We start from the raw sequence: 26561 nt of genomic DNA on the forward strand, positions 1-26561 counted from the left end.
GTGACCGGCAAGGACGAGGCCGAGCTTTCCCGGCTGCTCAGGGCCGCGATTGCGGGAGACGAAAGGGCTTACGCCGACTTTCTTCACCGGATAGCCGCTCTCGTTCGTGGCTTCGTCCGGCGCAAGATCGTCCAGGGCGGGGTCGACCCCGAGGATGTCGTGCAGGAAACCTTGCTGGCCATTCACGTCAAACGGCACACGTGGCGAGAAGACGCGCCGGTGCTGCCATGGGTCTATGCGATCGCCCGCTTCAAGCTGATCGATGCATTCCGCAGGCGCGGCCGTCGCATCGAGGTCGAGATCGACGAGATCGCCGAGACGTTCGCCGAGCCGGAAGCGGAGACGGTGAGCGAGCGCGACATAAACCGGGCCCTGGACGGCTTGCCGCCCTCGCAGCGTTCCGTGGTTTCCTCGATCTCGGTCGACGGCCATTCGATCGGCGAAACGGCGGTCAAGCTCGGCATCAGCGAGACGGCGGTGCGCGTGTCGCTGCATCGCGGCCTTGCCGCGATCGCCAAAAGGTTCGGACGACGGTGACATGAGAACCGAGGACCTCATAAAGGCGCTCGACGCCGATGCCCGCAACAAGGCGATGCCGCTTGGCCTCGCCTGGTGGCTCGCCGTCGGCGTGGCGGTTGTGGTCGCGGCGGTGGTCTTTTTCATGACCATCGGTCCGCGCCCGGACATCATGCCGGCCATGCATACGATGCGCTTCATGTCGAAGTTCGTCTTCACCTTGGCGCTCACGACCAGCGCATTCGCTCTGATCCGAGCCCTGTCGACGCCCGGTGCGGCGAGCAGGCGAGCGAAACTATGGACGCTCGCCGCGCCTGCGCTCGTCGTGATCGCGGTCATCCTGGAGCTTTTCGTCGTGCCGGAGGCGGACTGGGGCAGGCGGCTCGTGGGTTCCAACTTGATGATCTGCATGAGCTTTATCCCGTTGATCGGCATCGGTCCCCTGGCGATCTTCCTCGGCATGCTGCGCTATGGCGCGCCGACGCGGCCGGTGCTGGCCGGCGCGGTCGCGGGCCTGCTCGCGGGCGGCTTGGCGGCGACCTTCTATGCCGCGCATTGCTTCGACGATTCGCCGCTGTTCGTCGCCACCTGGTACACGATCGCGATCGCGTTCCTCACCGCGCTCGGCGCGCTTGGCGGACGGTTTTTCGTCCGCTGGTAGGATTACACACCGATCCTTAATCATGCCGGCAATTGCTTTGCCGGTTAGCGGCGTGGCCGCCGCAGCTTACAACCATTCCTTAAAATCGATCCGCCAGGGTTGTGGCAGTTGCGCATGGGGTGGGATCGCATTGTGGCGTGGTTGAGTTGGAAAGGTCCGCGGGCCGGCAAGCGCGCTGTGCTCGCGTTGATGGCGGCAGGGCTTATCACCCTGATGGCATCGGTCCTGTTGCCGGCGCTGGAGCTCGGTGCGGACGCGCTGAAGTTCTGCCTACAGATATCGGTCGCCGTCACCGCCGTGACGCTCTTTGTCTCGGCGCTGTTCATCCGCAGGATCATCGACGACCGCCGGCAGATTGCCGAGAGCGAGCAGCGCTTTCGCCGCGCGATGGAAGACTCGGCGATCGGCGTCGCCATCGTCGGCCTCGACGGCCGCATCCTTCAGACCAATCCCGCCTTCGCGGCGATGCTCGGCTACAGCCGGGCGGAAATCGAGGCGCTGACCTTCTTCCAGATCACGCATCCCGACGACCTGCAGATCGGCCGTGAGACGATGATCGCGCTGAAAGAAGGAAAGATCGATTCCTTTCATTTCGAGAAGCGCTACCTGAAGAAGGACGGCACTCCGGTCTGGGCGCAGCTTGCGGGCTCGGTCATTCGCGAAGATGAGACCGGCAAGCCGCTCTATCTTGTGTCGCAGATCGAGGACATCGATGCGCGCAAGCAGGCCGAAGCGCGCATCGCCGAAGCCGAGACGCGCTGGAATTTCGCGCTGACCAGCGCCGGACAAGGCGTCTGGAGCCTCGACATGCGCAAGGGCGGCACGACTTACTCCGAAACCTGGGTCAGAATGCTGGGCTATGACGATGGCGAGCTGGACGGCGACCCCGACCGCTGGCTGACGATGATCCACCCGGACGACCGCCAAATCGTCGCCGAGGCGGACCGGGCGCATCTTGACGGCGAGACGGCCTTCTTCGAGGCCGAGTTCCGGATGCGCCACAAGGACGGCCATTGGGTCTGGATCCTCGACCGCGGCAAGGCGATCGAACGCGACGGCGAGGGCCGGCTGATCCGGGCGATCGGCAGCTTGACCGATATCACGGAGCGCAAGGAGGCCGAAGAACGGCGCAAGGTCTCGGCGGCGATGCTCGCCGACGAAAAGGAGCGGCTCAGGGTGACGCTGCAGTCGATCGGCGACGCGGTGATCTGCACCGATGCCGCGAACCGCGTCACCTTCATGAATCCGGTCGCCGAAAAGCTCACCGGCATTGCCAGCGGCGAGGCGCTTGGCAAGGTGCTCGGCGATGTCTACTGGGCGGTCGACGAGGAAACCGGGCAGAGGATCGGCCTGACACGACCTTCGGCCGCCGACCGCCATCATTGCGATCAGAACGCCCGCGCCGTGCTCATCAGGCGCGACGACACGCGCTGCAGCATCCGCCAAATGGTGTCGCCGATCATGAACGACCGTGACGAGTTCTGCGGGCTGGTCATCGTCTTCCAGGATTTCACCGACGCGCGCGCCCTGCAGCGCCAGCTCGCTTATGCCGCGGCCCATGACGCGCTGACCGGGCTCGCCAACCGCCCAAGCTTCATCCGCACGATGGAGGAGCTGGTCGATCGGTGCCGGTTGAATGGCGGCGAGCATCAGTTCATGTTCGTCGACCTCGACCACTTCAAGGCGGTCAACGACACTGGCGGCCACGCGGCGGGCGATGCGCTGCTGAAGCGCGTCGCCGACGCCATCCGCAACGTGCTCGGGCCGGAAGATATCGTCGCCCGCCTGGGCGGCGACGAGTTCGCGGTCATACTGAAATCGGGCGCGCCGGCGCGAGCGACGGTCGCGGCGCGTTGCATCATCGAAGCCATCCGCAACCTGGGCTTCAGCTGGGACGGTCGTCCGCATTCGATCGCCGCCAGCATCGGGCTTGCGCCGATCCGCGCCGGCTGCGGCGAGGTGGATGAGATCATCGCCCGTGCCGATGCCGCCTGCTATGCCGCCAAGGCGGCAGGCCGCGGCTGCGTTTCGGCAGCACCCGATGAAGTTTCGAAGGACGAGGCGGCACCGCTGCCGCTTGCCGCGGCATCCTGAACGCCGGCTGGGAGAGCGTTCAGTCGCGGGCGGCTCAGCGTGTCGGCACCGGATGATCGCCGCGATAGTCGTAGAAGCCGCGGCCGGTCTTGCGGCCGAGCCAGCCGGCCTCGACATATTTCACCAGCAGCGGGCAGGGGCGATACTTGGAGTCCGACAGGCCCTCATGCAGCACCTGCATGATCGACAGGCAGGTGTCGAGACCGATGAAGTCGGCCAGCTGCAGCGGTCCCATCGGATGGTTGGCGCCGAGCCGCATGGCGGTGTCGATGGCGTCCACCGTGCCGACGCCCTCATAAAGCGTGTAGATCGCCTCGTTGATCATGGGCAACAGGATGCGGTTGACGATGAAGGCCGGGAAATCCTCCGAAACGGTGATCGTCTTGTCGAGCCTGTTCACGAAGGTCTTGGCGGCCTCGAACGTCTGGTCCTCGGTGGCGATGCCGCGCACCAGCTCGACCAGCTTCATCACCGGCACCGGGTTCATGAAATGTATGCCGATGAAGCGCTCAGGCCGGTCGGTCTGCGCGGCGAGCCGGGTGATCGAGATCGAGGAGGTGTTGGTCGCGAGAATCGCCTCCGGATTGAGCTGCGGGCAGAGTTGGGCGTAAATCTTGCGCTTGACCGTCTCATCCTCGGTCGCCGCCTCGATGACGAGGTCGGCGGCGGCGAGATCGGCCATGGCGGACGCCGATGAGATGCGGGCCATCGCCTCGTTGCGCGCCTTCTCCTCGAGCTTTCCCGAACCGACCTGACGGGCCATGTTGCCGCTGATCGTGGCGATGCCCTTCTCGACCCGGTCGGGCGAGATGTCGTGGATCAGGACCTTGTAGCCGGCCAGCGCCGAGACGTGGGCGATACCGCCCCCCATTTGACCTGCGCCGACAATGCCGATCGTCTCGATCTTGCTCATTACCCCAATCCCGTCTGGAGCATTTCCGCTTCTGCGAGGCACGGAAGCGCTCCCTTCTCTTGTTTCCCGCAATTCCGGACGCAAAGTGGCTCGGCACTTTCCTGGAATTGCCTTTTTTGTTTATCGCAATTCCGCAGGGAAAACCGCTATGGACTTTTCCTGGAATTGCGCAAGCCTTTACCGGCCTGCTTTTTGTGCAGTGCAAACTAAAAGGGCGGGGCGACTTCGTCTACCCCACCCTTCGGATTTTAATATGCCAGAGCAGAAAGCGTCAAAGCGCCTTTTGCAGCTCCGGCAGGATGACGAAGAGATCGCCGACGAGACCGTAATCGGCAACCTGGAAGATCGGCGCTTCCTCGTCCTTGTTGATGGCGACGATGACCTTGGAATCCTTCATGCCGGCAAGATGCTGGATGGCGCCGGAGATGCCGACGGCAATGTAGAGATCGGGGGCAACCACCTTGCCGGTCTGGCCGACCTGCCAGTCATTGGGGGCATAGCCCGCATCGACCGCGGCGCGAGAGGCACCGACAGCGGCGCCGAGCTTGTCGGCGACCGGCAGGATGACTTCCTGGAACTTCTCCGACGAGCCGAGTGCACGGCCACCCGAGATGATGATCTTGGCCGAGGTCAGCTCGGGACGGTCGTTCTCGGAGAGCTTGTTCTCGACGAAGGAGGAGAGGCCGGGATTGGCGGCGGCGTTCACCGTCTCGACCGGGGCCGAGCCGCCCTCTGGCGCCCCTTGGAAGGAGGCGGTGCGCACGGTGATCACCTTCTTGGCGTCGGTCGACTGCACGGTCTGGATGGCGTTGCCGGCATAGATCGGCCGCTTGAAGGTGTCGGGCGAGACCACCTCGATGATCTCGGAGACCTGCGCGACGTCGAGCAGGGCCGCCACGCGCGGCGCGACGTTCTTGCCCGCTGAGGTCGCGGGGGCGACGATCGCGTCATAGGAGCCGGCGAGCGAGACGACGAGTGCAGCCAGCGGCTCCGCCAGCCGTTCGGAGAGTTCGTCGGCCTCGGCCAGCAGGACTTTGCGAACACCTTTCAGCTTGGCGGCCGCGTCGCTTGCCGCCTTGGCGCCTTTGCCGGCGACCAGCACATCGATATCCGAGCCGATCTGCAGGGCGGCCGCGAGCGCCTTGGCAGTCTGGTCGGAAAGGCTTGCGTTGTCGTGTTCGGCGATGAGGAGAATTGCCATTTTCCTGTTCCTTTCCTGACCGCTTTAGAGCACGCCGGCTTCGTTCTTGAGCTTCTCGACCAGCTCGGCGACGCTCTTGACCTTGACGCCCGCCTTGCGGCCGCCGGGCTCTTCGGTCTTGATCACCTTCAGGCGCGGCTTGACGTCGGCGCCGTAGTCGGCCGGGCTCTTTTCGTCGAGCGGCTTCTTCTTGGCCTTCATGATGTTGGGGAGCGATGCATAGCGCGGCTGGTTCAAGCGAAGGTCGGCGGTCACGATCGCCGGCATTTTCAGCTCAACCGTCTGCAGGCCGCCGTCGACCTCACGCGTCACCTTGGCATGATCGCCGCCGAGCTCGATCCTGGAGGCGAAGGTGCCTTGCGCCCAGCCCAGCAACGCCGCCAGCATCTGGCCGGTCTGATTGCTGTCGTCGTCGATCGCCTGCTTGCCGAGGATGACGAGGCCGGGCTTCTCGGCCTCGACCACGCCCTTCAACACCTTGGCGACACCCAGCGGCTCGGTCTGCTCGTCGGTCTTGACCAGGATGGCGCGATCGGCGCCCATGGCGAGCGCGGTGCGCAGCGTCTCCTGCGCCTGCTGCGGGCCGATCGAGACGACGATGATCTCCTCGGCTTTGCCGGCTTCCTTGATCCGGATCGCTTCCTCGACCGCGATCTCGTCGAACGGGTTCATCGCCATCTTGACGTTGGCAAGCTCGACGCCCAGTCCGTCGGCCTTGACCCGGACCTTGACGTTCGCGTCCACAACCCGCTTCACGGGCACAAGGATCTTCATTTTCCTGTCACCTCTCCTGAGATAGTCGGGCGCGCTATAGCAGTGTGCGCCTTGTCAGAGTTGTCGAAAGCCGACATTCCGGGCGGAATTCTGGTCTCCAACGGCCAAGAAGCAGTTCCACCCCGATGTTTCGGTTGAGCATGATCGTTCCGAAAAAGCGGTTCCCACTTTTCGGGATCATGCTCTGTGGTGGCGTTCCGTAGTGGCGGCAATCCGGCGCGTCAATATGCACGTCGCACTCAAATCGGTTCAGTCTGGCGGGGACGCCGCGCCGCGGCTCCATCGAGGCGCAGTCTGTGCCGGCGCCTCGGGCGTTGGTCCGGGCTCGATCGGCAGAGGGACGTTCTGGACCTTCGGCGTCGGGTCCGGCTCGCCGTCTGCGCCGGCAAGCAGCGGAACGCCGCGGCTGCGCAGCACCAGGACGAGAACGGCGCCGGCAATGATGCCGCCGATGTGGCAGGCCCAGGAAATCTGATCCTCTCCGCCGGCGGCAAACATCACGATCTGGAACAGGATCCAAAGGACGAGCGGGATGAAGGCGGGGATGCGCAGAGGAATGCGCGCAAAAACCAATACCCACACCTTAACCCTCGGATAGAGGATCAGATAGGCCGCAACCACGCCGGCGATGGCGCCGGAGGCGCCGATCAGCGGCACCTGGGAATCCCAGCCGACCAAGCCTTGAAAGAAAGCGCCCGCCGCCGCGCAGGCGAGGTAGAAGATCAGGTAGCGGATATGGCCGAGCGCGTCCTCGACATTGTCGCCGAACACCCACAGGAACAGCATGTTGCCGCCGAGATGGAAGATGTCGGCATGCAGGAAGGAATAGGTGAGATAGCTGAGGCTTTCGGGAATGACGACGAATTCGGGCGACAGCTCCACCTTGTCATGGACGACAGAAGGGATGAAGCCGAGGCCAAGCACGGCGGCATTGGTGAAGCTCTCGCCGCCAAGCGTGGTAGCGAGATAGACCAAGGCATTCGCGGCGATCAGGCCGATCGTCACATATTGCAGGCGGATGTGGCGGAGCCTGTTGGTGTCGTAGAGCGGGATGAACATCGGACCCTCCCGCCATACCCGGTTGTCAGCGGTTCTTGCCGGGAACCCATAGCACGTCGGCAATTCCGTTGTCATTGACCGCCCGGGCGGCGACGAACAGGAAGTCGGAGACGCGGTTGACGTATTTCAGCGCTTCGCGGTTGACGTGCTCGGCCGGGTCCTGCGCCAGAGCCACCATGAGGCGCTCGGCGCGCCGTGTTACGGTGCGCGCAAGATGCAGGGCTGCCGCGGCAGGCGTGCCGCCGTTCAGCACGAAGGATTTCAGCGGCTGCAGGTCCTTGTTGAGAGCATCGATGTCCTTTTCGACGCGCCCGGTCTGCGCGGCGACGATGCGCAGCGGCTCGTAGCCGAGCGGTTTGCCGTTGTCCGGCACCGCAAGGTCGGCGCCGAGGTCGAAAAGATCGTTCTGGATGCGGGAGAGCATGGCGTCGATCGCCGGATGATCGGTTGCGGTGTGGACGCGCGCCATGCCGACGCAGGCATTTGCTTCGTCCACGGTGCCGTAGGCTTCGACGCGAAGATCTGACTTCAGGCGCCGCTCGCCGCTGCCCAGACCGGTGGTCCCGTCGTCGCCGGTACGGGTATAGATCTTGTTGAGCTTGACCACGTTCTCCTCCCGGCCCGTTACTTACGGGTGAAGTAGACGGTCAGCATGATGAGCACCAGAGCTATGAACTGCAGCAGCACGCGGGCCTGCATCAGCTTGTTGGAGGTGAAGCCGGAGCCGCCGCGCATCATGTTGACGAGGCCGCGGATCAGCACGACCACGACGGCAGCCATGACGACTATGGCGAGGATGTTGAAGACGGTTGCCATGGGGCTGGCTCCAGTTGGGTTTCGGTCAGGCCCGCCTGGCGAGCACGCGGTAGAGCATCGAGGCCGGCAGGATGCGCTTAAGCGCCACGCCGATTCTGGCCGGCACCGTTACCACATAATGCGGGTGGGGGCGCTGTGACAGAAGCGCGTGGCGCAAGGCAGCATGGACCACCTCAGGTCCGGGCTTCAGACGCGAGACGCTGCCGCCGGCCTTGAGCCGCGCGAGCTGCGCCTGGTAGTCGGCGCGGTGAACGGAGTTCTCGACGTCGATGTTCTTCAAGAACCATACCAGGCCGTTGCTGGCGATCTTCGAGGTCACCGGCCCCGGCTCGATCAACGAGACATGAATGCCGCTGCCTGCGAGCTCCTGGCGCAGGCAAAGCATCAGGCCTTCGACGGCATGTTTCGACGCCGAATAGGCGCCGCGAAAACGGACCGGGGCGAGCCCCAGGATCGAGGAGCAGTGGACGAGGCGACCGTGCCCCTGGCGGCGCATGACCGGCACGACGCGGCGGGTCAGGTCGTGCCAGCCGAAGAAATTGGCTTCGAACTGCTCGCGCAGCGCTTCGACCGGCAGGTCCTCGACGGCACCGGGTTGCGCGTAGGCGCCATTGTTGAACAGCGCGTCGAGCGTGCCGCCCGTGCGCTCCAGCACGGCCTCGGCCAAGGCGGCGATGGACTCGGGCTCGCGATAGTCGAGATAGAAGGCTTCGATGCCCTCCGCCTCGAGCGCGGCGATGTCGGCCGGTGCGCGAGCCGTGGCGAACACGCGCCAGCCTTCCGCCTTCAATGCCCGCGCGCAATAGGCGCCTATGCCGGAGGAGGTGCCGGTGACGATGATGCTGCGCAACTGTTCAGCGGTGGGCAACGTTGTGGGACCTGGGGTTGCCATTTGCCGCAATCCCTTCCCATATTCGCGGCGTCGACACAATCGAGCGGAGCGCGGGTCCTTGCTCAGGAATATCGTCGCGGTCAAGCGCGTGCTCTACGATGCGATCGGCCATTTCACCACCGACGATGGCTGGGCAATGGCCAGCCATCTGGCGATCACCTCGCTGATGGCGCTGTTTCCGTTCCTGATCTTCGCAACGACGCTGGCCAGCTTTCTCGGCGCGCGCGCCTTCGCCGACACGGCCGTGCATCTGGTCTTCGACACCTGGCCGGAGCAGATTGCCAAGCCGATCGCGCGCGAGGTGCAGAATGTGCTCACCGTGCGGCGCAGCGACCTCCTGACCTACGGCGTGCTCTTAGCCGCCTACTTCGCCTCGAACGGCATCGAGGCGCTAAGGACCTCGCTCAACCGCGCCTATCGCGTTACCGAGACGCGCGGCATCATCCACCGCCGGGTGCAGAGCATCGTCTTCGTGCTGATCGCGACGGCCTGCTTTCTCGCCGTCAGCGTGCTTCTGGTGCTCGCGCCCCTGCTCGCGCGGCTGGCCGAGGCGCATCTGGAATGGATCAAGCCCTATATGGGCACGATCACCATATGGCGTTACGTGATCGCCTCGACGGTCATCGTCATCGGCCTGTTCGCGGTGCATATCTGGCTGCCGGCCGGCAAGCGCCGCTTCGTTTCCATCGTTCCGGGCATCGTCTTCACGCTGGTCGCGTGGCTGGCCGGCTCGACCATCTTCGCCACCTATCTCGACCATTTCTCGTCCTATGTGACGACCTATGCGGGGTTGGCCTCGATCATGATCGCGGTGGTGTTCCTCTACATCATCTCGGCCATTTTCATCCTTGGCGGCGAGCTCAATGCCGCGATCAGCCGCTATCTCGAGGCGCGCGCCCGCGTGGGTTGAGCTCTGTCCTGACGGGCGGTCGCGAGCCCGACGCCCAAAGTGGCGATCGCCATGCCGGCGATCTGCAGCAGAGTGAGCTCTTCGCCGAACAGAGCCCACGCGATGACGGCGGTGACGGCGGGCACAAGATAGAACAGCGATGCGACCTTCGACATCTCGCCGTCCCTGATCATCACCATCAACAGGAAGATGGCGCCGAGAGACAGCACCAGCACCAGCCATGCCATGGCAAAGATGAGCTCGCCGTTGACGGTGATGGTGCGCGTCTCGAAGGCGAGCGACCCCAGGATCGTGACGACCGAGCCGCCGACATACTGCCACATGGTCGCCGAGACGAGGTCGCCGCCGGAGGCGAAGCGCTTTTGCCAGATCGTACCAGCGGCCATGCCGAGCACCGAGACCAGCGAGGCCGTCAGCGTTGCCGCGGTAACGCCGCCGCCAATCATGCCGAGCTTCGGCCACAGCACGATGACGACGCCCAGAAGCCCGACGGCAAGGCCCGCCCAATGGCGCGGCAGGATCGCCTCGCCGAGAAATTTGCCGGCGAGCACCGCCGTGATCAGCGGCTGCAGGCCGACGATCAGCGCCGAAAGCCCGGCCGGCATGCCTCTGTGGATCGCCCAGAAGACGCCGCCCAGATAGACGCCGTGCATTAGGACGCCGGCCACCGTCGCATGAAGCGCCTCCTCGCGGGTGGCCCGTCGCGAGCCGATAAGGACAGTCAGTCCCGCAAACAGGATCGCCGCCAGCACGAAGCGGATGGCGAGGAAGGTGAAAGGCTCCGCCCATGGCATGGCATAGCGCGCGCCGATGAAGCCGGTCGCCCACAGAACGACGAAAGAGGCGGGGATGAACCGCTTGATGCTGTGCATTGGAAGGAGGGCTCTGGCTGCGCGTGAAAAGTTAATGTCGGCAATTGCTCTAATGCCGATCAATTCGGCAAGCAAAACGAAACGGTTGATCCATAAGCTCATCCGAATTCAACAACGGTGCCAAGAGGGGCATGGCGTTAAGGCACGCCATGAGCAGGCATGCTTTTGCATCTCGGGACGACATGGCTGCTGTTCGCGGTCGCCACCGTCGCGGTTTTCGGATTCTTCTTCGGTACCGCGCTCGATGCCATCATGAAGGACGACGGCTTCGGCTCGACCGGCAACACGCTGCTCTTCACGCTGGGCTTCTTCGTCGCGGTGATGATCGCCAATGAGCACGGCATCACCTTCCGGGATATCAAGCTAGCTGTGGCATGGGGATTGAGCGGCGCCTTCGTCTTCATCAGCGTGATGGCGCTGATCAAGGCCGGACTGGCTCGCTTGTAGTTAAAGCCCAACGAGCCGCATGACATCCTGCGGCGAGACGCCTGCCTGCCTGAGTGCGGCAAGACCGGTGTCCTTGAAACTCTTGGACAGCTTCCGCCCGTCCGAGCCGAGGATCAGCCGATGGTGGAAGTAGCGCGGCGCGGGGAGGCCGAGCAGGTCCTGCAACAAGCGCTGCACGCTGGTCGCCGCGTAAAGGTCCTGACCACGCACGACATGGCTGACGCCCTGCAGCGCGTCGTCGACGACGACTGCGAGATGGTAGCTGGTCGGGATATCGCGGCGCGCCACGACGACGTCGCCCCAGGCCTGCGGCGATGCGTCGACCGTTTGCGTCGCGGCCATGGCCTCGTCGGTGAACTCGACCCATGACAAGGCGCCCGGCATGCGCGCCATGGCTGCCTCGATGTCGAGCCGCCAGGCAAAAGGCGTGTTCTCGGCAATGCGCCGCCTGCGCTCCTTAGACGGAAGTGCCTTGTCGAGCGGCGGATAAAGCGGCACGCCGTCGGGGTCGCGCGGCCAATCGCGGCCGCGTTTCTCGGTCTCGGCAATGAAGGCGCGGATCTCGCCGCGGCTCATGAAGGCGGGATAGACGAGTTCCTCGGCGATCAGCCGGTCGAGCACGGCCCTGTATTCGGAAAAGTGTTCGGACTGGCGCCGCACGGGCTCTTCCCATTCGAACCCCAGCCATTCCAGGTCGCGGAATATGCCGGCCTCGAATTCCGGGGTGCAGCGGGTGATGTCAATGTCCTCGATGCGCAGCAACAGCCGTCCTCCCGCCCGCGCCGCCATTTGCCGGTTCAGCAACGCCGAATAGGCATGGCCGAGATGCAACTCGCCATTGGGGCTCGGCGCGAAGCGGAATGTCAGGAGCGTCATGTCTCGGACGGCATTCGGGTTGAAAGGCGCTTCCGCCGGTTGATAGTTAGCCATCAATTGCCACTTCATGAGCGCCCTGGGAACAAGCAAACGTGCAACGCATCGCCTCACTCGACGACATTGCGGCAGGACTCGAGGCGCTCTGCGTGCTCGATCCACGGCTGGAGAAGGTACGCGGCATGGCCGGCGAGGTGCCGCTCAGGCTCTCCGAGCCCGGATTCGGCAGCCTCGCGTCGATCATCGTCTCGCAGCAGGTGTCCCGCGCCAGCGCCGATGCCATTTTTGGCCGGCTGATCAGGCTGGTCGATCCGCTGACGCCGGAAGGCATCCTTTGCGCCGGCGAGGATATTTTCCGCCAGGCCGGCCTGTCGCGGCCGAAGCAGCGCGGGCTGATGGCCATCGCGCAAGCCGTGGCCGGCGGGCTTGACCTCCACCATCTCTGCTCGCTCGACGCCGACGAGGCGATCGCGGCGATGACGGCGGTGCCGGGCATCGGACCGTGGACGGCGGAGTGCTACCTGCTGTTCGCCGCCGGTCACCCCGATGTGTTTCCCGCGCGCGACGTCGCGCTGCAGACGGCGGTCGGCCACGCCCTGGGCATCGACCCTCGTCCGCCGGAGAAAACACTGATTCGACTGGCCGAATCATGGAGCCCGTGGCGAGGGGTCGCGTCGCGGCTTTTCTGGGCCTACTATCGGGAATTGAAGGGCAGGGACGCGGCGCCGCCTGTCGAGATGGCCGAAAAAGCATGAAAATCATGCGTTTTTGAACGTTTCGCCGAACGACAATCCGCTTCACATCCCTGTCATGTCGGGCTTACAGTATCCGTGGCGTTCGGTTTGGAACGAAGGAGGCCAACTACGTGACGGTTGCCGTATCTCCGGATGGGCTTCCCGCGCTGGTGCTGAATGCGGATTACCGTCCGCTCAGCTATTACCCCCTGTCGCTCTGGTCGTGGCAGGACGCCATCAAGGCTGTCTTCCTCGACCGGGTCAATATCGTCGCCGAATACGAACACGCCGTCTCCTCGCCGACCTTCTCGATGAAGCTGCCGAGCGTGGTGAGTCTGAAGGCCTATGTGAAGCCGTCGCGGCATCCTGCCTTCACCCGCTTCAACGTCTTTCTGCGCGACCGCTTTCAGTGCCAGTATTGCGGCACGACCGACGATCTCACCTTCGACCATGTCATCCCGCGCCATCGCGGCGGGGCGACGACCTGGGAGAACGTCGTGGCCGCCTGCTCGCCCTGCAATCTCAGGAAAGGCGGCATGATGCCGGCGCAGGCCAAGATGTGGCCGCTGCAAAAACCCTATCAGCCGACCGTGCACGATCTGCACAACAACGGCCGCCTGTTCCCGCCCAACCATCTGCATGAAAGCTGGATGGACTATCTGTACTGGGATGTCGAATTGGAGCCGTAGAGTTCGGCACAATCGACCGGCCATGCAACGACAAATTGCCGATCTTCGGCGTTGCCCTCATCCGGCTGGCGCCACCTTCTCTCCGTTTAGTTTCGGGGAGAAGGAACTGTCCGCCACGACGACACCCGTTCTGCAAGGTCGATCATTGGCGAAGCCATTGATGACGGCCTCTTTTCTCCCCGTCACTACGGCTGTGTAGCTCAGTCGCGCGCGAGCGCGCAGCGTAAGGCGACGGCGGCCAGGATGAGGCTGGCGATGGCATTCCAACCGGCGAGCGACAGGCCGAGGATGCGAAGCGCGGCCTTGTCGCACGAGGGCGGCACGAACTTGTCCAGCGCGTCGAGCACGCCCTTGCCGCCGGTGTCGACCGGACCGGCGCCGGCCGTGCAGTCGGCGGGGCCGGGCCACCAGGCCCATTCGACGCCGGAGTGGTAGACGCCGAGATAGAGGCCGTAGAGCATCAAGAGGCCACCGATTCCCAGCAGGCCGCGCGTCAGCCAGGCCGGTGCGCGCAGCATCGAGGCAACGGCCGCCACCAGCATCAGCGGCGCGCCGATATAATAGGGCGTGCGCTGCTCCAGGCAGAGATGGCAGGGAATGTAGCCGCCGATATACTGGAAGGCGAGCGCCGAGCCGACGGTCGCTGCCATGGCGACGGCCAGGAACAGCGCGGCACGCGTCCGCTGGCGTCCAGTGTCGGCAGTCATGGTCGCTGTCATCGGTCGTGATCCGTTCGCCTGGCGACTAAAGCGCCGCGCAGAAATGAATTCAGGCGCCGCGCTTGAGTCTTGTTTCGATGCATGTCGTTCTCCCAAAACCGCTGCGCACTTTTGGGCGACATGCATTATCCGTGGGCGTATCTGACCGCGATATAGAGCAAAATAAGGGCAGCGGCGCCGGCGCTGACGATCATGCCCAGCCGTTTCTCGATGAACTCTCTGATCGACTCGCCGTAGCGGCGCAGCAGCCAGGCAAGCAGCAGAAAACGGGCGCCGCGCGCAACGATCGCCAGCACGATGAACAGCAGGAGGTTGACGCCGATGACGCCCGACAAGATCGTCACGACCTTGATCGGCGGCAAATGCGCCGCGCCCGAGGTGATCAGCATCAGGACGATGAAGCCGACGCCGGATGAGGTGCGCAGCTGCTCGAACTCGTCATACTTGCCGTAGAATTCCAGAATCGGCTTGGCGACTGCCTCGTAGGCGTAGTGGCCGATGAACCAGCCGGCGACGCCGCCGAGCACCGAGGCCACCGTTGCCACCAGCGCGTAGCGATAGGCGCGCTCCGGCTTGGACAGCGCCATGGGCAGATAGAGCACGTCGGCCGGCACCAGAAAGACGGAGCTTTCGACGAAGGCGATGAAGGCCAGCCACCATTCGGCCGATTTCCTTGCCGCCAGGGACATGGTCCAGTCGTAAAGTCCGCGAAGCATCGGCTCTCCTGAAAAGCGCGCAGTGGTTTTGGACACCGGGTGGCAGGAAGACAAGGTTCCAAAGCGCCGCATCCACCCTTCGGGATCCGAGACGCCTCAACGCATCCCCTGTCTAGAAAGATTTTCCGCGCCGCACAATGGCGGCACCTGCACGAGACTGAAAGGCATGGCCGGGTGCAGGCAGCGCCTGCAAATCGGCAACAGGCCAGTTGACGAAAGCCTGTCCACCCGTATAGTCCGCGCCCATCCAGGCCGCCCGGCCTGAGCCCCTATGGCGGAATTGGTAGACGCGCTCGACTCAAAATCGAGTTCCGCAAGGAGTGCTGGTTCGATCCCGGCTAGGGGCACCAATTGGTCTCTTTGATCTTCAACCAGGCAGTTGCCGAAGTGACGGAGCTTCATAGGCTGGCCAACCGCTTCACAGGGCTACCGGCCGGTTACAAAGCATCACTGCGCCTGTACCTCTAATTTAAGGTTCGACGACGGAAGATCAGCCAGCCAAGGCTACACGCCAGTCCGACGTTCAGCAGCGCCAAGCCAGCGAGAGCTGCTAGAGTGCCGTGAGCGCCCACATGCTCCAACAATAGCGCTCCGACAGACGGCGCTGCTGCTTGAGCGATCAAGCTGGGCATGGCAAGTCGCCCCATCAGTCTCGCGTATCCCGACGGACCGAACAGAGCGAGCGGCAGCGTGCCTCGCGCTATCGTTTCGAGGCCGATGCCTGCACCGTAGAACGCCAGCGCCACAGGCACCACCGGAACCCCGACGCAGAGCGCACCAATGCCGATGGCGACGAAGCTCACCGACGCGAACTTGGTCCAGATGGGATGATGGTAGCGGGCGATGATCATCTCGACGGCACGCGCCGACACCTGAGCGGGGCCGACCAGTGCCCCGAGCCCAACGGCAGCGGCGAGCGCCATGCCGCTGGCCTGCAAGATGGTGAGGAGATGAACTGACACCGTCGACGAAATGACCGCCGCCAAGGTCAGCGTGGCAGCCAGGACGACCATGATCGGCACTGCGGCCGGCTGAACTGGGGTGCCCACCTGCTCCTTTCCCGGCCGATCTGTGACGCTCGGCAGCGGCACCCGACGCGGCAACATTCCGAGATAGAGGGGCAGGGCGAAGAACAACTGCACCGAAGCATAGACGAGGCATGTGCCGCGCCAGCCCGTCTCGCCCATCAGGAAGGCCGAGATCGGCCAACAGAACGTGCTGGCGAAGCCGCCGAACAGCGAAAGGGTTGTGATGGCCGAGTGCGCGCTATGTCCGTAGAGCCGGCCGAGGGTCGCGAAGGCGGCATCGTACAAGCCCGCCCCCATTCCAAGCCCAACAACGAGCCACGCTGCGATGTAGGCGGCAAGGTTCGGCGAGGCAGCGAGCCCGATCTGGCCGATGCCGATGCATCCGGCGCTGAACGCTAGAATGTTCCGGCCGCCGTGGCGCTCAATGGACGAGCCGACGCGAGGTGAAATCAGCCCGGCGACCAGCAGGCCAAGCGATAATCCACCCACGACCCAAGGCAGCGGCCAGCCGGTGTCGGCGGCGACCTTTGGTGCAATCACCGCCGGCAGGTAATAGGTGGACCCCCAGGCCATGATCTGGGTCAGCCCGAGGACGGTGATGATCGTTCGGCGACTGCGTTTCATCGGGCGTGATGCGATTAGGCTGCCACCCCGCACCCGCAGCCACCCTTGCCAGCGGCCTTCGCTTCAGCATCGGCGACACAACAGGCGTCAGCCTCGGAAGAAGCGGGACCACCACAGCATCCGCCAGCGGTCGCGCGTATGGTCGACTGGGGAACCGTGCAGACGCCGGTTTCGGGTAGCACCAGTTGCACCGCATCCGCAGCCGCCATGTCGTCAGCGAGGGCTGCCGCGACCGACCGCACCTGTTCATACCCGGTCAGCAGCAAGAAGGTCGGGGCGCGGCCGTAGCTCTTGATGCCGACAGTGTAGAAATCGGGCTCGGGGTGGCTCAGTTCGCGATGGCCGTGCGGGGGAACATCGCCGCAGGAGTGCTCGTTGGGGTCGATCAGAGGCCCCAGCGCCTTTACGCCCTCAAGCCACGGATCGAGGTCAAGCCTAAGTTCGCGGGTGAGGGACAGATCGGGCCGCTGACCGGTCGCCGCGATGATGCGGTCGAAAGGACCGAGGGTTTGTAGGCCGTCCTTCGTCTGACCTTCGACTGTCAGGCGGCCGATTGCGCTTCGGATGGCCAGTGTCGCGAACCCAGTGACGAGCTTTGTGCGCCCGCTCTCCGCCAGTTCGCGAACGTCAGAACCAAGCTCACCGCGCGCCGGCAGTTGATCCAAGTCTCCGCCGCTGTAAATGCGAACCAGATCGGTCCCGCGTGTCGCCCAGACAAAAGCGGTTCCCGGCTCAACCGCAGCCAGCCTATCGAGATCGAGCAGGGCATTGGCGGCCGAATGGCCCGAACCGACAACAAGCGTGGCGCGGCCGGCATAAAGGGTGCGGTCGCGGCCGAGAATGTCGGGAATGCCATAGGCAATCTTGTCTGCGAACTCCGCTTCGCCCTCCGCCGGGACACCACCGGCCCCAAGTGGATTTGGCGTCTGCCACGTGCCTGAGGCGTCAATGACGGCCCGTGCACTGTCGCGCCTGATGCCTTCCCCGGTTTCGACCACCAGCATGAACGGTCGCGCCTTTCGATCTTTGCTCAAGACCTTGTCTGCGCCCCAGCGCGAAACGGCAATCACGCGCGCACTGGTTTCGATGGACGAGGAGAGTTCAGGGAGCCTTGCTAGCGGCTCGAGGTAGCGGGCAATCAGTTCATCAGCGGTGGGGAACGCCTCGGGCTTGGGCATCGCCCAGCCGCTCTCCTCAAGACGCTTTCGGGCCGCCTGATCAACACAGTAGCGCCAAGGCGTGAACACCCGGACATGGCCCCAGTCCTTGAGATTTGTGGCGATGCCAGCGCCGGCCTCATAGACCTTCACCGGGAGCCCCCTTTGGATGAGTTGGACGGCAGCCGCCAAGCCGACCGGGCCGGCTCCGATGACGGCGACAGGGAGGGCGTCAGGGTCATTCATTGACATTTTTTCCATCCTTCCGGGATCATCGAAATACGATGCAAAAAAAGAGGCTATGCCGCCGCGTCGCTCTCCGTCGCGCCGCAAGCTGCGTCAGCACAGCACTCGTCAGCCAGGAAGCCGATCAAGTCGCGCATGATAGGATAGTTGGCCCGGCAGATGAGGGTCGTCGCCTGACGCTCCTGCGTCACGAGGCCGGTCAGAATGAGGCGATGCAGGTGATGGGACAGTGTCGAGGCCGCGATGCCAAGGGTGTCTTGCAAGTACCCCACCGGCCGGCCAGCTTCGCCGGCTCTGACCAGTGTGCGATAGAGCTTGAGCCGTGTCGGGTTGCCGATGGCTTCGAGCTGTTTTGCGGCTTGTTCGAGTTTCATGGAAATAGACTGCACCCTCCGCCGCCGCCGGTCAACTCTATTTCGACAATGATCGAAATATGGTCAGACGAGTTCCAAGTGCATCGGCAGGGAGCCGTCGCGGAAGGGCAGCGGACATGGTGCCAAGGCTCCATTGGGATTGAGGTCGTCAGCATTTGCAGGTCACCGACACCCTACCGCATATTCCCCGTATGCCCCTGCGAGTAGCGCCCCGGCTGCGGCCACACCGTCAGGCCGTGCGGCTCGACGCCGACGCGGATCTTCGTCACGGCGCCCGACGTCGTGTCGATCATATAGACCTCGCTGTCGAAGCGGCCGGAGAGCCAGAGCTGCTTGCCGTCGGCGCTGACATTGCCCATGTCGGGGCTGCCGCCGCCGGGGATCGGCCATTGGGCGACGACCGAGCGCGTCGCGAAGTCGATCACCGTCACGCTGCCCGGCCCGTCGGCGCGGCCTTGCTCCATTTTGTGCGAGCCGCGATTCGACACATAGAGCCGCTTGCCGTCGCGGCTGACGACGAAGCCATGCGCGCCAATGCCCGTCGGAATGAAGCCGATCTCCTTGAAGCTGTCGCCTTCGATCAGAAAGACGCCGTCATTCATCATATCGGCGACGTAGAAGACCTTGCCGTCGGGCGAGAGCCTTATGTCCTGCGGCATGCCCATCTTCGACAGGTCGAGAGGGCCGAGCACCTTGCGGTTCTTCAGGTCGATCTTGGCCAGTCCGCCGTCGCCATATTCGCAGGTGAAGATCGCATAGGAATTGTCGGCCGCGAAATCGGCATGGTTGATGCCGGGGCAGGCCGGCGTCGGGATGACGGCTTGCAGCGCCATGGTCCGCGGATCGCGCAGATCGAGCCGCCTCAGGGCCTCGTCGACGATGATGGCGGCGCTGCCGTCCGGCATGAAGTACATGTTGTAGGGGTCGTCGACCGGCACCTGCTTGCCGGGCTTTCCGGTCGTCGGGTCGATCGGCGTCAGGCTGCCGTTCTTGCCGGTGCCGTTATTGGCCACCCAAAGCGTCTTCAGGTCCCAGGAAGGAACGACGTGCTGCGGCTTGCTGCCGACCGGAAACCTGTCGACCTCCTTCAGCGTCGCCGGGTCGATGACGGAAACGCTGTTCGAGGAACGGTTGGGCACATAAACGCGCGGCAACGCAGCTGCCGCGGCTGGAGCCATATGGCCGGCGGTGGTGTGGCTGTAGATGTCGACGGGCGCGGGCTCGGAGCAATCCTCGGGGCAGGACTCGGCGAAGGCTCGCGCCGGGAGCATGGCGAGCAGGACAAGCGGCGCACTGAGGCGGGCGAAGCGCAGGAAGGTTTCGAACATCTGGATTGCTTTGTGAAGAAGGCATGGCGGCTCGGCCGCCGGATGCCATAGCCGGTATGCGGCCTTTCAGCTAGCGCCTTTTCAATAGGCTCCGCATGCGATTGCGCAGGAGCCGCGCCATGTTGCGGGTCTCGCGGTAGAGATGGAGCTGCGAGGCCGCCTGGCGGGCCGGCCGGTCGGCGTCGGGCGTCAGGCCGACCACCAGCGTGCCCATCGGCTTGCGCTCCGTCCACAGGCGACTCATCACCGGATGGTCGGGCACCGCGCAGGAATCGGTCATGGCGACATTAGGATCATCGAGATGCTGCTTGGTCACCTCGATCATCAGCAGTGTGCCCGGCGAATAGGCCGAGAGCGTCTCGTCATAAGCCGTCTTCCAGGTGTAGGCGACGCCCGCTTCGACGAAGCCGACGAGAGAAGCGATCGTACGGCCCTCGAGCGTCAGTGTGTGGATGCGGCACATGTCGTGCTCGGCGAGCCTGTGCACCGCCTCGCGGGCGAAGGCGGCGCGGTAGCGGTCGATCGCCATGGCCGTGCGCTCGCGGCCCTTCCAGCCGGCCGCCTCCAGTGTCAGGAAGCTTTCGATGGCGTGGCGGATCTCGTCCGGTCCGCGCGCCACCACATGGTCCAGCTTGCCAAGGCCGGCGAGGCGCCGCTTCAGCCGGCGGAATTCACGATAGTGATGAGCGCGCAGCGAGGCCTTGAGGTAGTCGTCGCCATCGGCATCGCTTTCCAGCACGGGGCGCTCGGCCTTGCCGGTGACGACCAGGGTCAGGCCGCGGCTGTCGGCAAAGGAGGTGAGCAGGCTCGCCACCGGGCCGTCCAGCTTGATGTCGGGGAGCACGAAGACCTTCGGCAATTTGAGATGCGGCCTGGACAGCATCGAGAAGAAATCCTCGATGACGCCGACCGGATCATCACGATCGACCAGCGGCGTGCCGAGCGGGCCGAACGGGCTCGACCATGTGCGCATGACCGGCACGCCGAGCGGAATTGCGGGGCGCTCGACCGAGAACGGCACAAGGAGCCGCAGCCGGTTGCGGAACTCGTCGCCGTCGCGGATCACGGCCAGCCGCACTTCGCGGTCCTCGAGCCTCGGCATGGCCGGCGCCAGGAAGCGCGGGTTGAAGAAGACGTTGGGCTCGATCGTGCGAGCGCTAAGATAGTCGAGCTCCTCGACCAGGTCGAAGCCGGCCGAGGCGGGATAGATCGCGAGCTTGCGCTCCGGCCGGTTGTTGGCGAAGAGCTCGATATGGGCGGGATCGGCCTCCCTGACGAGGCCGGCAAGGCCCGACACCATGGCGCCGGCGGGGCCGCCGCTGGTCTCTTCAAGCAGCGGAATGGCGGCCATCAGGCGACTTCCTTATTTGCGGGCACGAAGATCGCCATGACGATGCCGAGCTTGCGCCAGACGGTGAAGGACAGCGCGCCGGCCTCGAAGACCATGGCGAGGCTGGTGGCGATCGCCGCGCCCCAGAGGCCGAAGAGCGGGATCAGAACCACATTGAGAGCGATATTCAGCGCGAGCGTCATGGCATAGACGGCGGCGCAGATGTTCTGGTTGCCGCTCATGGTGAGCAAGCTTTCGCAGGGGCCGACGGCGCCGCGCGCGACGACGCCGAAAACCAGCAGGAAAAGCAGCGGATAGCCGGCGGTGAATTCAGGGCCGAACAGCACCAGCATCGGCTCGCCGAGCGCCAGCACCAGCAGCGCCATCGCAAGCGAGGGCCAGAAGGTCCAGGAGACGGTCTCGCGGGCGAAGGCGGCGAGCCTTTCCGGCTCGCCATGGGTGAATTGCGCATAGCGCTGGGCAACGCCCGCCTTGACGGCGAAATAGACGAAATGCACCAGAGCCAGCGTTTTCACGGTGGCGAAATAGACGGCGACGTCATTGGGCTCGAGATAGGCGCCAACCATCAGCACGTCGGCATTGGTGAGCAGGAAGAAAAAACTCTCGACCAGGAAGATCGGCAGCGAGACCAGGAACCACCGGCCGAAATGCACGGTCATCGGCCCGGCCGGGATCTGCTTGTCCATGCGCGAGGTGACGCCCATCAGTTGGCCGAGCGTCGTGGTATAGGTGGCGGCGATCGAGGCGAAGATCGCGGTCTTGGCATCCGGCACGTAGTGCATGGCGAGCATAAGCGCCATGAACACCAGGATCAGCACCGGCCGCACCAGATAGGTCGGCGACAGCGCGAACAGCGCCCATGAGTTCGCCCGCGCCAGTCCCTGAAGAAGGTCGCCCATCGCGATCATCGGCAGGCTGATGACGCCGAGGATGAAGGGAATGACGTAGTAGTTCTCGATCCAGGGCGAGGCGAGCCAGACGCCGAGCGCGCCCAGCCCCGCGATCACCGTCGAAGCGACCAGCACGAACAGCCGGCTCGCCAGCACGATGCCGCGCAGCTCGGCGAGCATGCCGCGCTCGCGATACTCGGGAATGAAACGGATGACCGAGGTGTGGAAGCCGAGGCAGGCGAGATTGCCGACGATGACCATCGTCACCCAGACCAGCACGAAGATGCCGTATTGGAACGAGCCCATCCAGCGTGCCATCAGCACCTGGCTGACGAAGGCGATGACCGCGCTGACGATGCGGATGGAAAAGGCGATCAGCGACATGCGGCCGGCTTCGCCGCGTTCGTCGGCGCTGAACAGCACGGCGTCGATGCGGCCAAGCAGCGGCCGCATGCGCAGCGCCCAGCGCTGCGGCAAGAACCGCCCGGCAGTCGTCGCCGCGGAAAAGCGCACCCCGAATACTCTCCGTTTTCCGCCTGTTTCCAAGGTTTCGGTGTATGCGAAACACATTAAGAAACGGTTGGGTGGAGGGCTTCCTTCTCCCCGTCATATCCGGGGAGAAGAAGGGAAGGGGATCAAGCGAAGGCGCCGTGGCAGTGCTTGTATTTCTTGCCGGAGCCGCAGGGGCAGGCCTCGTTGCGGCCGACCTTGCCCCAAGTCGCGGGATTCTTCGGATCGCGATTTTCCGGTGCCACCATGGCATGCGATTCCTGGCGGACCAACAACGCCGTCTCGCCGCCCTGGAAGTCGTCCTCGCCGGTGGTGCCGTCGATATGGCTGCCGAACATATCCGGCGCCGACGGCGGCGGCGCTTCAGCCGCCTGGCGGACCAGCTCGACGCGCATCAGCTGCGCGGTCACGGCCTGGCGCAGATTGCCGAGCATGCCCTGGAACAGCTCGAAGGCCTCGCCCTTGTATTCCTGCAGCGGATCGCGCTGGGCATAGCCGCGGAAGCCCACGACCGAACGCAGATGGTCGAGGTTGACGATGTGCTCGCGCCACAGATGGTCGAGCGTCTGCAGCACGACCGAACGCTCGACATAGCTCATGACGTCGGGGCCGAAGCGCTCGGCGCGTTCCTTGGCGGCTGCCTCGGCGGCGGCGGAGATGCGCTCGCGGATGTCGTCCTCGGCGATGCCCTCCTCCTTGACCCAGTCGTCAATCGGCAGGTCGAGATTGAGGTACTGCGCCACTTCCTCCTTCAGGCCGGCGACGTTCCACTGCTCGGCATAGGCGTTTTCCGGGATGTTCTTGGCGACGATTTCCTCGATGACGCCCTCGCGCATTTCGGCCACCGTCTCCGACAGGCCTTCGCCATCCATCAGCTCGATGCGCTGCTCGAAAACCACCTTGCGCTGGTCGTTGGAGACGTCATCGTATTTCAGCAGGTTCTTGCGGATGTCGAAGTTGCGCGCCTCGACCTTCTTCTGCGCCTTCTCCAGCGCCTTGTTGATCCACGGGTGGATGATGGCCTCGTCTTCCTTGAGGCCGAGCTTCTGCAGCATGCCGTCCATGCGCTCGGAGCCGAAGATGCGCATCAGATCGTCCTGCAGCGACAGGAAGAATTTCGAACGGCCAGGATCGCCCTGGCGGCCGGAACGTCCGCGCAGCTGGTTGTCGATGCGGCGCGATTCATGGCGCTCGGTCGCCAAGACGTAGAGTCCGCCGGCGGCCAGCGCCTTTTCCTTCAGCTGCGCGACGTCATCGCGGATCTGCTGTTCGCGCGCCTCGCGCTCCGGGCCGGCGGGCATATCCGCCAGTTCTTCCGCGATGCGCATGTCGGCATTGCCGCCGAGCTGGATGTCGGTACCGCGTCCAGCCATGTTCGTGGCGATGGTGATGGCGCCGGGCTTGCCGGCCTGGGCGACGATAGCCGCCTCGCGCTCGTGGTGGCGGGCGTTGAGCACCTCGAAATTCTTGACGCCTTCCTTGCGCAGGCGCTCGGCCAGCTGCTCGGATTTCTCGATCGAGGTGGTGCCGACCAGGATCGGCTGGCCGCGCTCTCGGGCGTCGCGGATCTCCTTGACGATGGCCTTGTACTTCTCTTCCACCGTCCGGTAGACCTCGTCGTCCTCGTCCCTGCGGGCGACCGGCAGGTTGGTCGGGATCTCGGTGACTTCGAGATTGTAGATGTTGGCGAATTCCTCCGCCTCGGTCAGCGCCGTGCCGGTCATGCCGGCGAGCTTCTTGTAAAGGCGGAAATAGTTCTGGAAGGTGACAGAGGCCAGCGTCTGGTTCTCCGGCTGGATCTGCACATGCTCCTTGGCCTCGAGGGCCTGGTGCAGGCCTTCCGAATAGCGGCGGCCCGGCATCATGCGGCCGGTGAACTCGTCGATGATGACGATCTCGCCGTTGCGCACGATGTAGTCCCTGTCCTTCTGGAACAGCAGGTGCGCCTTCAGCGCATTGTTGACGTGGTGGACGATGGCGACGTTCTCGACGTCGTAGAGCGACTCGCCCTTCAACAGGCCGGCATCGCGCAGCATGTTTTCCAGCTTCTCGGTGCCGTCCTCGGTGAAGATCGTGGTTTTCTGCTTTTCATCGACCTCGTAGTCGGCCGGGCCGAGCTTCAGCATGAAGGCGTCGATGGTGTTGTACATTTCCGAGCGGTCCTCGAGCGGACCGGAAATGATCAGCGGCGTGCGCGCCTCGTCGACCAGGATCGAGTCGACCTCGTCGACGATGGCGTAGGCATGGCCGCGCTGGACCATCTGCGAGCGCTCATACTTCATGTTGTCGCGCAGATAGTCGAAGCCGAGCTCGTTGTTGGTGGCGTAGGTAACGTCGGCGGCGTAGGCCTCGCGGCGCTCGTCGTCGGAGAGGCCATGGACGATGATGCCGACGGTGAGGCCGAGGAACTTGTAGACGCGGCCCATCCATTCGGCGTCGCGCCTGGCAAGATAGTCGTTGACCGTGACGACATGCACGCCCTTGCCGGCGAGCGCGTTGAGATAGACCGGCAAGGTGGCGACCAGCGTCTTGCCCTCACCGGTGCGCATCTCTGCGATGCCGCCATTGTGCAGCACCATGCCGCCGATCAATTGGACATCGAAGGGACGCATGCCGAGAACGCGGCGGGCCGCCTCTCGCACCGTGGCAAAGGCCGGGATCAGCAGGTCGTCGAGCGAGGCGCCATTGGCGAAGTCCTGGCGGAATTTCTCGGTGCGGCCGGCAAGCTCGGCATCGGAGAGCGCCCGCATCTCGTTTTCCAACCCATTGATGGCCTCGACCCGGGGCCTGGTCGCCTTGACTCGGCGGTCGTTGGAAGAGCCGAAAACCTTACGCGCGAGAGCGCCGAGACTGACCATCCAATGGTCCTTTCGATAGCAATTTTAGCCGTTTGCGACAGGCGCCTGGCGGGCCCATCAAATCCGCGTGAATGCGGACAAACGCAAAAAGCGCCCGGAAAACGGTTCTGGACGCCAAGTCGTTGGACAGATAAGAGGGGGCTCAACTGATGTCAACGCCGCGTTAGCCCTATGGGCAGCGCCAAATTCCGCCACAATCGGACTGATCTGGAACCTTCCCGTTCAAGCGATCCTTATCGGCAATCCCCATTGGAGTTATCTTGATGTCCCTGTCGTTCCGCTGCGCGTCGCTCGCCAGCCTTGGCTTGGCCTTCGGGCTCTCGGCTCTTTCGCTGTCGCCGCTGATGGCGCAGGAAACCAAGCCCGCCCAGCCGGGCGCAGCGGCTCCCGCAGCCGCTCCCGTGGATCCCAACGCCGTGGTCGCCACCATCAACGGCGAGAAGCTGACCGAGGCCGACCTCGCGCTGGCTGAAGGCGAGCTGTCGCAGCAGTTCGCGCAGCTGCCGCCGGAACAGCGCCGCGCCGCTGCTCTTTCGGCGGCCATTGAAATCCGCGTCATGGCCAAGAAAGCGGTCGACAGCGGCCTCGACAAGGATGCCGATTTCCTGCGTCGGATGGCCTTCCTGCAGCAGCGCGCCCTGCACGGCGAGGTCGTCGAGAAGGAAGTCGTCGACAAGGTGACGGATGCAGATGTCCGCGCCCGCTACGACCAGGAAATCGCCAACACGCCGCCGGTCAATGAGATCCACGCCCGTCACATCCTCGTGAAGACGAAGGAAGAAGCCGAGGCGATCATCAAGCAGCTCGACGGCGGCGCCGATTTCCAGAAGCTCGCCAACGAGCACACCAGCGACCCGAGCGGCAAGTCGAATGGCGGCGACCTCGGCTGGTTCGGTCCCGGACAGATGGTGCCGGAGTTCGACAAGGCCGCGTTTGCGCTCGATGTCGGCAAGTACAGCAAGGAGCCGGTGCAGTCGCAGTTCGGCTGGCATGTCATCAAGATCGAGGACAAGCGCGCCAAGCAGCCGCCGGCCTTCGACGACGTCAAGGACCAGGCCAAGCAGGCCGTCATCCGCGACAAGTATTTCGCCATGGTCAAGGAATTGCGCGGCGCCGCTAAGATCGAGATCCCGGACGCGAAGCTGAAGTCGGCGGTCGACACGCTGGAGAGCGGCAAGTAAGCCGGCCAGCCTGAAAGATGGTGCTAAGGGCGCCTTAGGGCGCCCTCAGACTGCTGACAAACCCCGGGCGTTTGCCGGGGGTTTTTGATTCACTGGGTCATGTTGAAGCGACCCGCCCCTGAACAGAC

Annotated in this window: 26 protein-coding genes and 1 tRNA gene; 9 read left to right on the top strand and 18 right to left on the bottom strand. The window is 64.3% G+C overall.

Going from position 1 to position 26561, the window contains the following annotated elements; genetic code table 11:
* The 3 genes from CK215_RS12685 (at position 1) to CK215_RS12695 (ending at position 3271) form a co-directional block, all read left to right on the top strand.
* On the top strand, positions 1-537 hold the full coding sequence (locus CK215_RS12685; RefSeq protein ID WP_066990192.1) for a sigma-70 family RNA polymerase sigma factor: 537 nt from the start codon (positions 1-3) through the stop codon (positions 535-537).
* A gap of 1 nt (position 538) precedes the next feature.
* Positions 539-1177, top strand: coding sequence for an NrsF family protein (locus CK215_RS12690; protein WP_095831095.1), 639 nt, complete (start codon positions 539-541; stop codon positions 1175-1177).
* Positions 1178-1309: 132 nt separating this feature from the next.
* Positions 1310-3271: a PAS domain S-box protein gene (locus CK215_RS12695; RefSeq protein ID WP_245418670.1), complete on the top strand. Its 1962-nt coding sequence runs from the start codon at positions 1310-1312 to the stop codon at positions 3269-3271.
* A gap of 34 nt (positions 3272-3305) precedes the next feature.
* On the opposite strand, the gene CK215_RS12700 is transcribed toward CK215_RS12695, so the two are convergent.
* The 7 genes from CK215_RS12700 to CK215_RS12730 all read right to left on the bottom strand — a co-directional run bounded on the left by CK215_RS12700 (position 3306) and on the right by CK215_RS12730 (position 8926).
* Positions 3306-4184 (bottom strand): 3-hydroxybutyryl-CoA dehydrogenase, encoded by an 879-nt coding sequence (locus CK215_RS12700; RefSeq protein ID WP_066990182.1) that lies wholly within the window; start codon positions 4182-4184, stop codon positions 3306-3308.
* A gap of 271 nt (positions 4185-4455) precedes the next feature.
* Entirely contained in the window at positions 4456-5385 is a 930-nt protein-coding gene (locus tag CK215_RS12705; protein ID WP_095831097.1) for an electron transfer flavoprotein subunit alpha/FixB family protein, read from the bottom strand.
* Between the two features lie 24 nt (positions 5386-5409).
* Positions 5410-6159 (bottom strand): electron transfer flavoprotein subunit beta/FixA family protein, encoded by a 750-nt coding sequence (locus tag CK215_RS12710; protein ID WP_095828459.1) that lies wholly within the window; start codon positions 6157-6159, stop codon positions 5410-5412.
* 249 nt (positions 6160-6408) lie between these two features.
* On the bottom strand, positions 6409-7218 hold the full coding sequence (locus CK215_RS12715) for a rhomboid family intramembrane serine protease (protein ID WP_095831098.1): 810 nt from the start codon (positions 7216-7218) through the stop codon (positions 6409-6411).
* A gap of 25 nt (positions 7219-7243) precedes the next feature.
* Entirely contained in the window at positions 7244-7825 is a 582-nt protein-coding gene (locus CK215_RS12720) for a cob(I)yrinic acid a,c-diamide adenosyltransferase (RefSeq protein WP_066990170.1), read from the bottom strand.
* Between the two features lie 17 nt (positions 7826-7842).
* The gene (locus tag CK215_RS12725) at positions 7843-8034 is read right to left on the bottom strand and encodes a twin transmembrane helix small protein (protein WP_066990167.1); all 192 of its coding nucleotides are present in this window, start codon (positions 8032-8034) and stop codon (positions 7843-7845) included.
* A 25-nt stretch (positions 8035-8059) separates the two neighbouring features.
* The gene (locus CK215_RS12730; RefSeq protein ID WP_095831099.1) at positions 8060-8926 is read right to left on the bottom strand and encodes an SDR family oxidoreductase; all 867 of its coding nucleotides are present in this window, start codon (positions 8924-8926) and stop codon (positions 8060-8062) included.
* A 58-nt stretch (positions 8927-8984) separates the two neighbouring features.
* Here CK215_RS12730 and CK215_RS12735 point away from each other — a divergent pair, with 58 nt between their 5' ends.
* Complete coding sequence (locus tag CK215_RS12735; protein WP_066990164.1) at positions 8985-9836, top strand: YihY/virulence factor BrkB family protein; 852 nt, start codon at positions 8985-8987, stop codon at positions 9834-9836.
* Here the strand turns inward: CK215_RS12735 and CK215_RS12740 are convergent.
* On the bottom strand, positions 9806-10708 hold the full coding sequence (locus CK215_RS12740) for a DMT family transporter (protein ID WP_067319647.1): 903 nt from the start codon (positions 10706-10708) through the stop codon (positions 9806-9808). The two genes, CK215_RS12735 and CK215_RS12740, sit on opposite strands and share 31 nt — an antisense overlap.
* Positions 10709-10867: 159 nt before the next feature.
* Here CK215_RS12740 and CK215_RS12745 point away from each other — a divergent pair, with 159 nt between their 5' ends.
* The gene (locus CK215_RS12745; protein ID WP_066990158.1) at positions 10868-11155 is read left to right on the top strand and encodes a hypothetical protein; all 288 of its coding nucleotides are present in this window, start codon (positions 10868-10870) and stop codon (positions 11153-11155) included.
* Here CK215_RS12745 and gluQRS read toward each other — a convergent pair whose 3' ends face one another.
* Positions 11156-12031: a tRNA glutamyl-Q(34) synthetase GluQRS gene (gene gluQRS, locus CK215_RS12750; protein WP_095831134.1), complete on the bottom strand. Its 876-nt coding sequence runs from the start codon at positions 12029-12031 to the stop codon at positions 11156-11158.
* A gap of 92 nt (positions 12032-12123) precedes the next feature.
* Here gluQRS and CK215_RS12755 point away from each other — a divergent pair, with 92 nt between their 5' ends.
* On the top strand, positions 12124-12783 hold the full coding sequence (locus CK215_RS12755; protein ID WP_095831100.1) for a DNA-3-methyladenine glycosylase: 660 nt from the start codon (positions 12124-12126) through the stop codon (positions 12781-12783).
* A gap of 110 nt (positions 12784-12893) precedes the next feature.
* Positions 12894-13451, top strand: a complete 558-nt coding sequence (locus CK215_RS12760) for an HNH endonuclease (RefSeq protein WP_040970486.1) — start codon at positions 12894-12896, stop codon at positions 13449-13451.
* 200 nt (positions 13452-13651) lie between these two features.
* On the opposite strand, the gene CK215_RS12765 is transcribed toward CK215_RS12760, so the two are convergent.
* Complete coding sequence (locus CK215_RS12765) at positions 13652-14170, bottom strand: disulfide bond formation protein B (RefSeq protein WP_095799920.1); 519 nt, start codon at positions 14168-14170, stop codon at positions 13652-13654.
* 125 nt (positions 14171-14295) lie between these two features.
* The gene (locus tag CK215_RS12770) at positions 14296-14886 is read right to left on the bottom strand and encodes a YqaA family protein (protein WP_095831101.1); all 591 of its coding nucleotides are present in this window, start codon (positions 14884-14886) and stop codon (positions 14296-14298) included.
* Between the two features lie 265 nt (positions 14887-15151).
* Here CK215_RS12770 and CK215_RS12775 point away from each other — a divergent pair.
* Positions 15152-15236, top strand: a tRNA-Leu gene (locus tag CK215_RS12775).
* A 114-nt stretch (positions 15237-15350) separates the two neighbouring features.
* On the opposite strand, the gene CK215_RS12780 is transcribed toward CK215_RS12775, so the two are convergent.
* The 7 genes from CK215_RS12780 to secA form a co-directional block, all read right to left on the bottom strand.
* Positions 15351-16538, bottom strand: coding sequence for an MFS transporter (locus CK215_RS12780; RefSeq protein ID WP_095831102.1), 1188 nt, complete (start codon positions 16536-16538; stop codon positions 15351-15353).
* Positions 16539-16552: 14 nt separating this feature from the next.
* Positions 16553-17941 carry an NAD(P)-binding protein gene (locus CK215_RS12785; protein ID WP_095831135.1) on the bottom strand — a complete coding sequence of 463 codons (1389 nt, stop codon included), beginning with the start codon at positions 17939-17941 and terminating at the stop codon, positions 16553-16555.
* A gap of 53 nt (positions 17942-17994) precedes the next feature.
* Entirely contained in the window at positions 17995-18315 is a 321-nt protein-coding gene (locus tag CK215_RS12790; RefSeq protein WP_066990141.1) for a metalloregulator ArsR/SmtB family transcription factor, read from the bottom strand.
* A gap of 173 nt (positions 18316-18488) precedes the next feature.
* A complete protein-coding gene (locus tag CK215_RS12795; RefSeq protein WP_095831103.1) occupies positions 18489-19643 on the bottom strand; it encodes a YncE family protein in 1155 nt (384 codons plus the stop codon).
* A gap of 70 nt (positions 19644-19713) precedes the next feature.
* The gene (locus CK215_RS12800; RefSeq protein WP_095831104.1) at positions 19714-20994 is read right to left on the bottom strand and encodes a GNAT family N-acetyltransferase; all 1281 of its coding nucleotides are present in this window, start codon (positions 20992-20994) and stop codon (positions 19714-19716) included.
* The gene (locus tag CK215_RS12805) at positions 20994-22397 is read right to left on the bottom strand and encodes a lipopolysaccharide biosynthesis protein (RefSeq protein WP_095831105.1); all 1404 of its coding nucleotides are present in this window, start codon (positions 22395-22397) and stop codon (positions 20994-20996) included. Before CK215_RS12805 ends, CK215_RS12800 begins: the two co-directional genes overlap by 1 nt.
* A 122-nt stretch (positions 22398-22519) precedes the next feature.
* Positions 22520-25252: a preprotein translocase subunit SecA gene (secA, locus tag CK215_RS12810; RefSeq protein ID WP_095782409.1), complete on the bottom strand. Its 2733-nt coding sequence runs from the start codon at positions 25250-25252 to the stop codon at positions 22520-22522.
* A gap of 263 nt (positions 25253-25515) precedes the next feature.
* Here secA and CK215_RS12815 point away from each other — a divergent pair, with 263 nt between their 5' ends.
* Positions 25516-26433 carry a peptidylprolyl isomerase gene (locus CK215_RS12815; protein WP_095831106.1) on the top strand — a complete coding sequence of 306 codons (918 nt, stop codon included), beginning with the start codon at positions 25516-25518 and terminating at the stop codon, positions 26431-26433.
* The last annotated feature ends 128 nt before the right edge of the window (positions 26434-26561 follow it).

The organism is Mesorhizobium sp. WSM3864, from assembly GCF_002294955.1.
Taxonomy (GTDB): domain Bacteria; phylum Pseudomonadota; class Alphaproteobacteria; order Rhizobiales; family Rhizobiaceae; genus Mesorhizobium.

Excerpts from the sequence above, each read along its gene's own strand:
- CK215_RS12710 (WP_095828459.1), bottom strand. The coding sequence starts at position 6,159 with ATGAAGATCCTTGTGCCCGTGAAGCGGGTTGTGGACGCGAACGTCAAG.
- CK215_RS12770 (WP_095831101.1), bottom strand. The coding sequence starts at position 14,886 with ATGCTTCGCGGACTTTACGACTGGACCATGTCCCTGGCGGCAAGGAAA.
- gluQRS (WP_095831134.1), bottom strand. The coding sequence starts at position 12,031 with ATGACGCTCCTGACATTCCGCTTCGCGCCGAGCCCCAATGGCGAGTTG.
- CK215_RS12725 (WP_066990167.1), bottom strand. The coding sequence starts at position 8,034 with ATGGCAACCGTCTTCAACATCCTCGCCATAGTCGTCATGGCTGCCGTC.
- CK215_RS12700 (WP_066990182.1), bottom strand. The coding sequence starts at position 4,184 with ATGAGCAAGATCGAGACGATCGGCATTGTCGGCGCAGGTCAAATGGGG.
- CK215_RS12740 (WP_067319647.1), bottom strand. The coding sequence starts at position 10,708 with ATGCACAGCATCAAGCGGTTCATCCCCGCCTCTTTCGTCGTTCTGTGG.
- CK215_RS12790 (WP_066990141.1), bottom strand. The coding sequence starts at position 18,315 with ATGAAACTCGAACAAGCCGCAAAACAGCTCGAAGCCATCGGCAACCCG.
- CK215_RS12785 (WP_095831135.1), bottom strand. The coding sequence starts at position 17,941 with ATGAATGACCCTGACGCCCTCCCTGTCGCCGTCATCGGAGCCGGCCCG.
- CK215_RS12690 (WP_095831095.1), top strand. The coding sequence starts at position 539 with ATGAGAACCGAGGACCTCATAAAGGCGCTCGACGCCGATGCCCGCAAC.
- CK215_RS12800 (WP_095831104.1), bottom strand. The coding sequence starts at position 20,994 with ATGGCCGCCATTCCGCTGCTTGAAGAGACCAGCGGCGGCCCCGCCGGC.
- CK215_RS12765 (WP_095799920.1), bottom strand. The coding sequence starts at position 14,170 with ATGACAGCGACCATGACTGCCGACACTGGACGCCAGCGGACGCGTGCC.
- CK215_RS12780 (WP_095831102.1), bottom strand. The coding sequence starts at position 16,538 with ATGAAACGCAGTCGCCGAACGATCATCACCGTCCTCGGGCTGACCCAG.
- CK215_RS12795 (WP_095831103.1), bottom strand. The coding sequence starts at position 19,643 with ATGTTCGAAACCTTCCTGCGCTTCGCCCGCCTCAGTGCGCCGCTTGTC.
- CK215_RS12730 (WP_095831099.1), bottom strand. The coding sequence starts at position 8,926 with ATGGCAACCCCAGGTCCCACAACGTTGCCCACCGCTGAACAGTTGCGC.
- secA (WP_095782409.1), bottom strand. The coding sequence starts at position 25,252 with ATGGTCAGTCTCGGCGCTCTCGCGCGTAAGGTTTTCGGCTCTTCCAAC.
- CK215_RS12815 (WP_095831106.1), top strand. The coding sequence starts at position 25,516 with ATGTCCCTGTCGTTCCGCTGCGCGTCGCTCGCCAGCCTTGGCTTGGCC.
- CK215_RS12745 (WP_066990158.1), top strand. The coding sequence starts at position 10,868 with ATGCTTTTGCATCTCGGGACGACATGGCTGCTGTTCGCGGTCGCCACC.
- CK215_RS12705 (WP_095831097.1), bottom strand. The coding sequence starts at position 5,385 with ATGGCAATTCTCCTCATCGCCGAACACGACAACGCAAGCCTTTCCGAC.
- CK215_RS12715 (WP_095831098.1), bottom strand. The coding sequence starts at position 7,218 with ATGTTCATCCCGCTCTACGACACCAACAGGCTCCGCCACATCCGCCTG.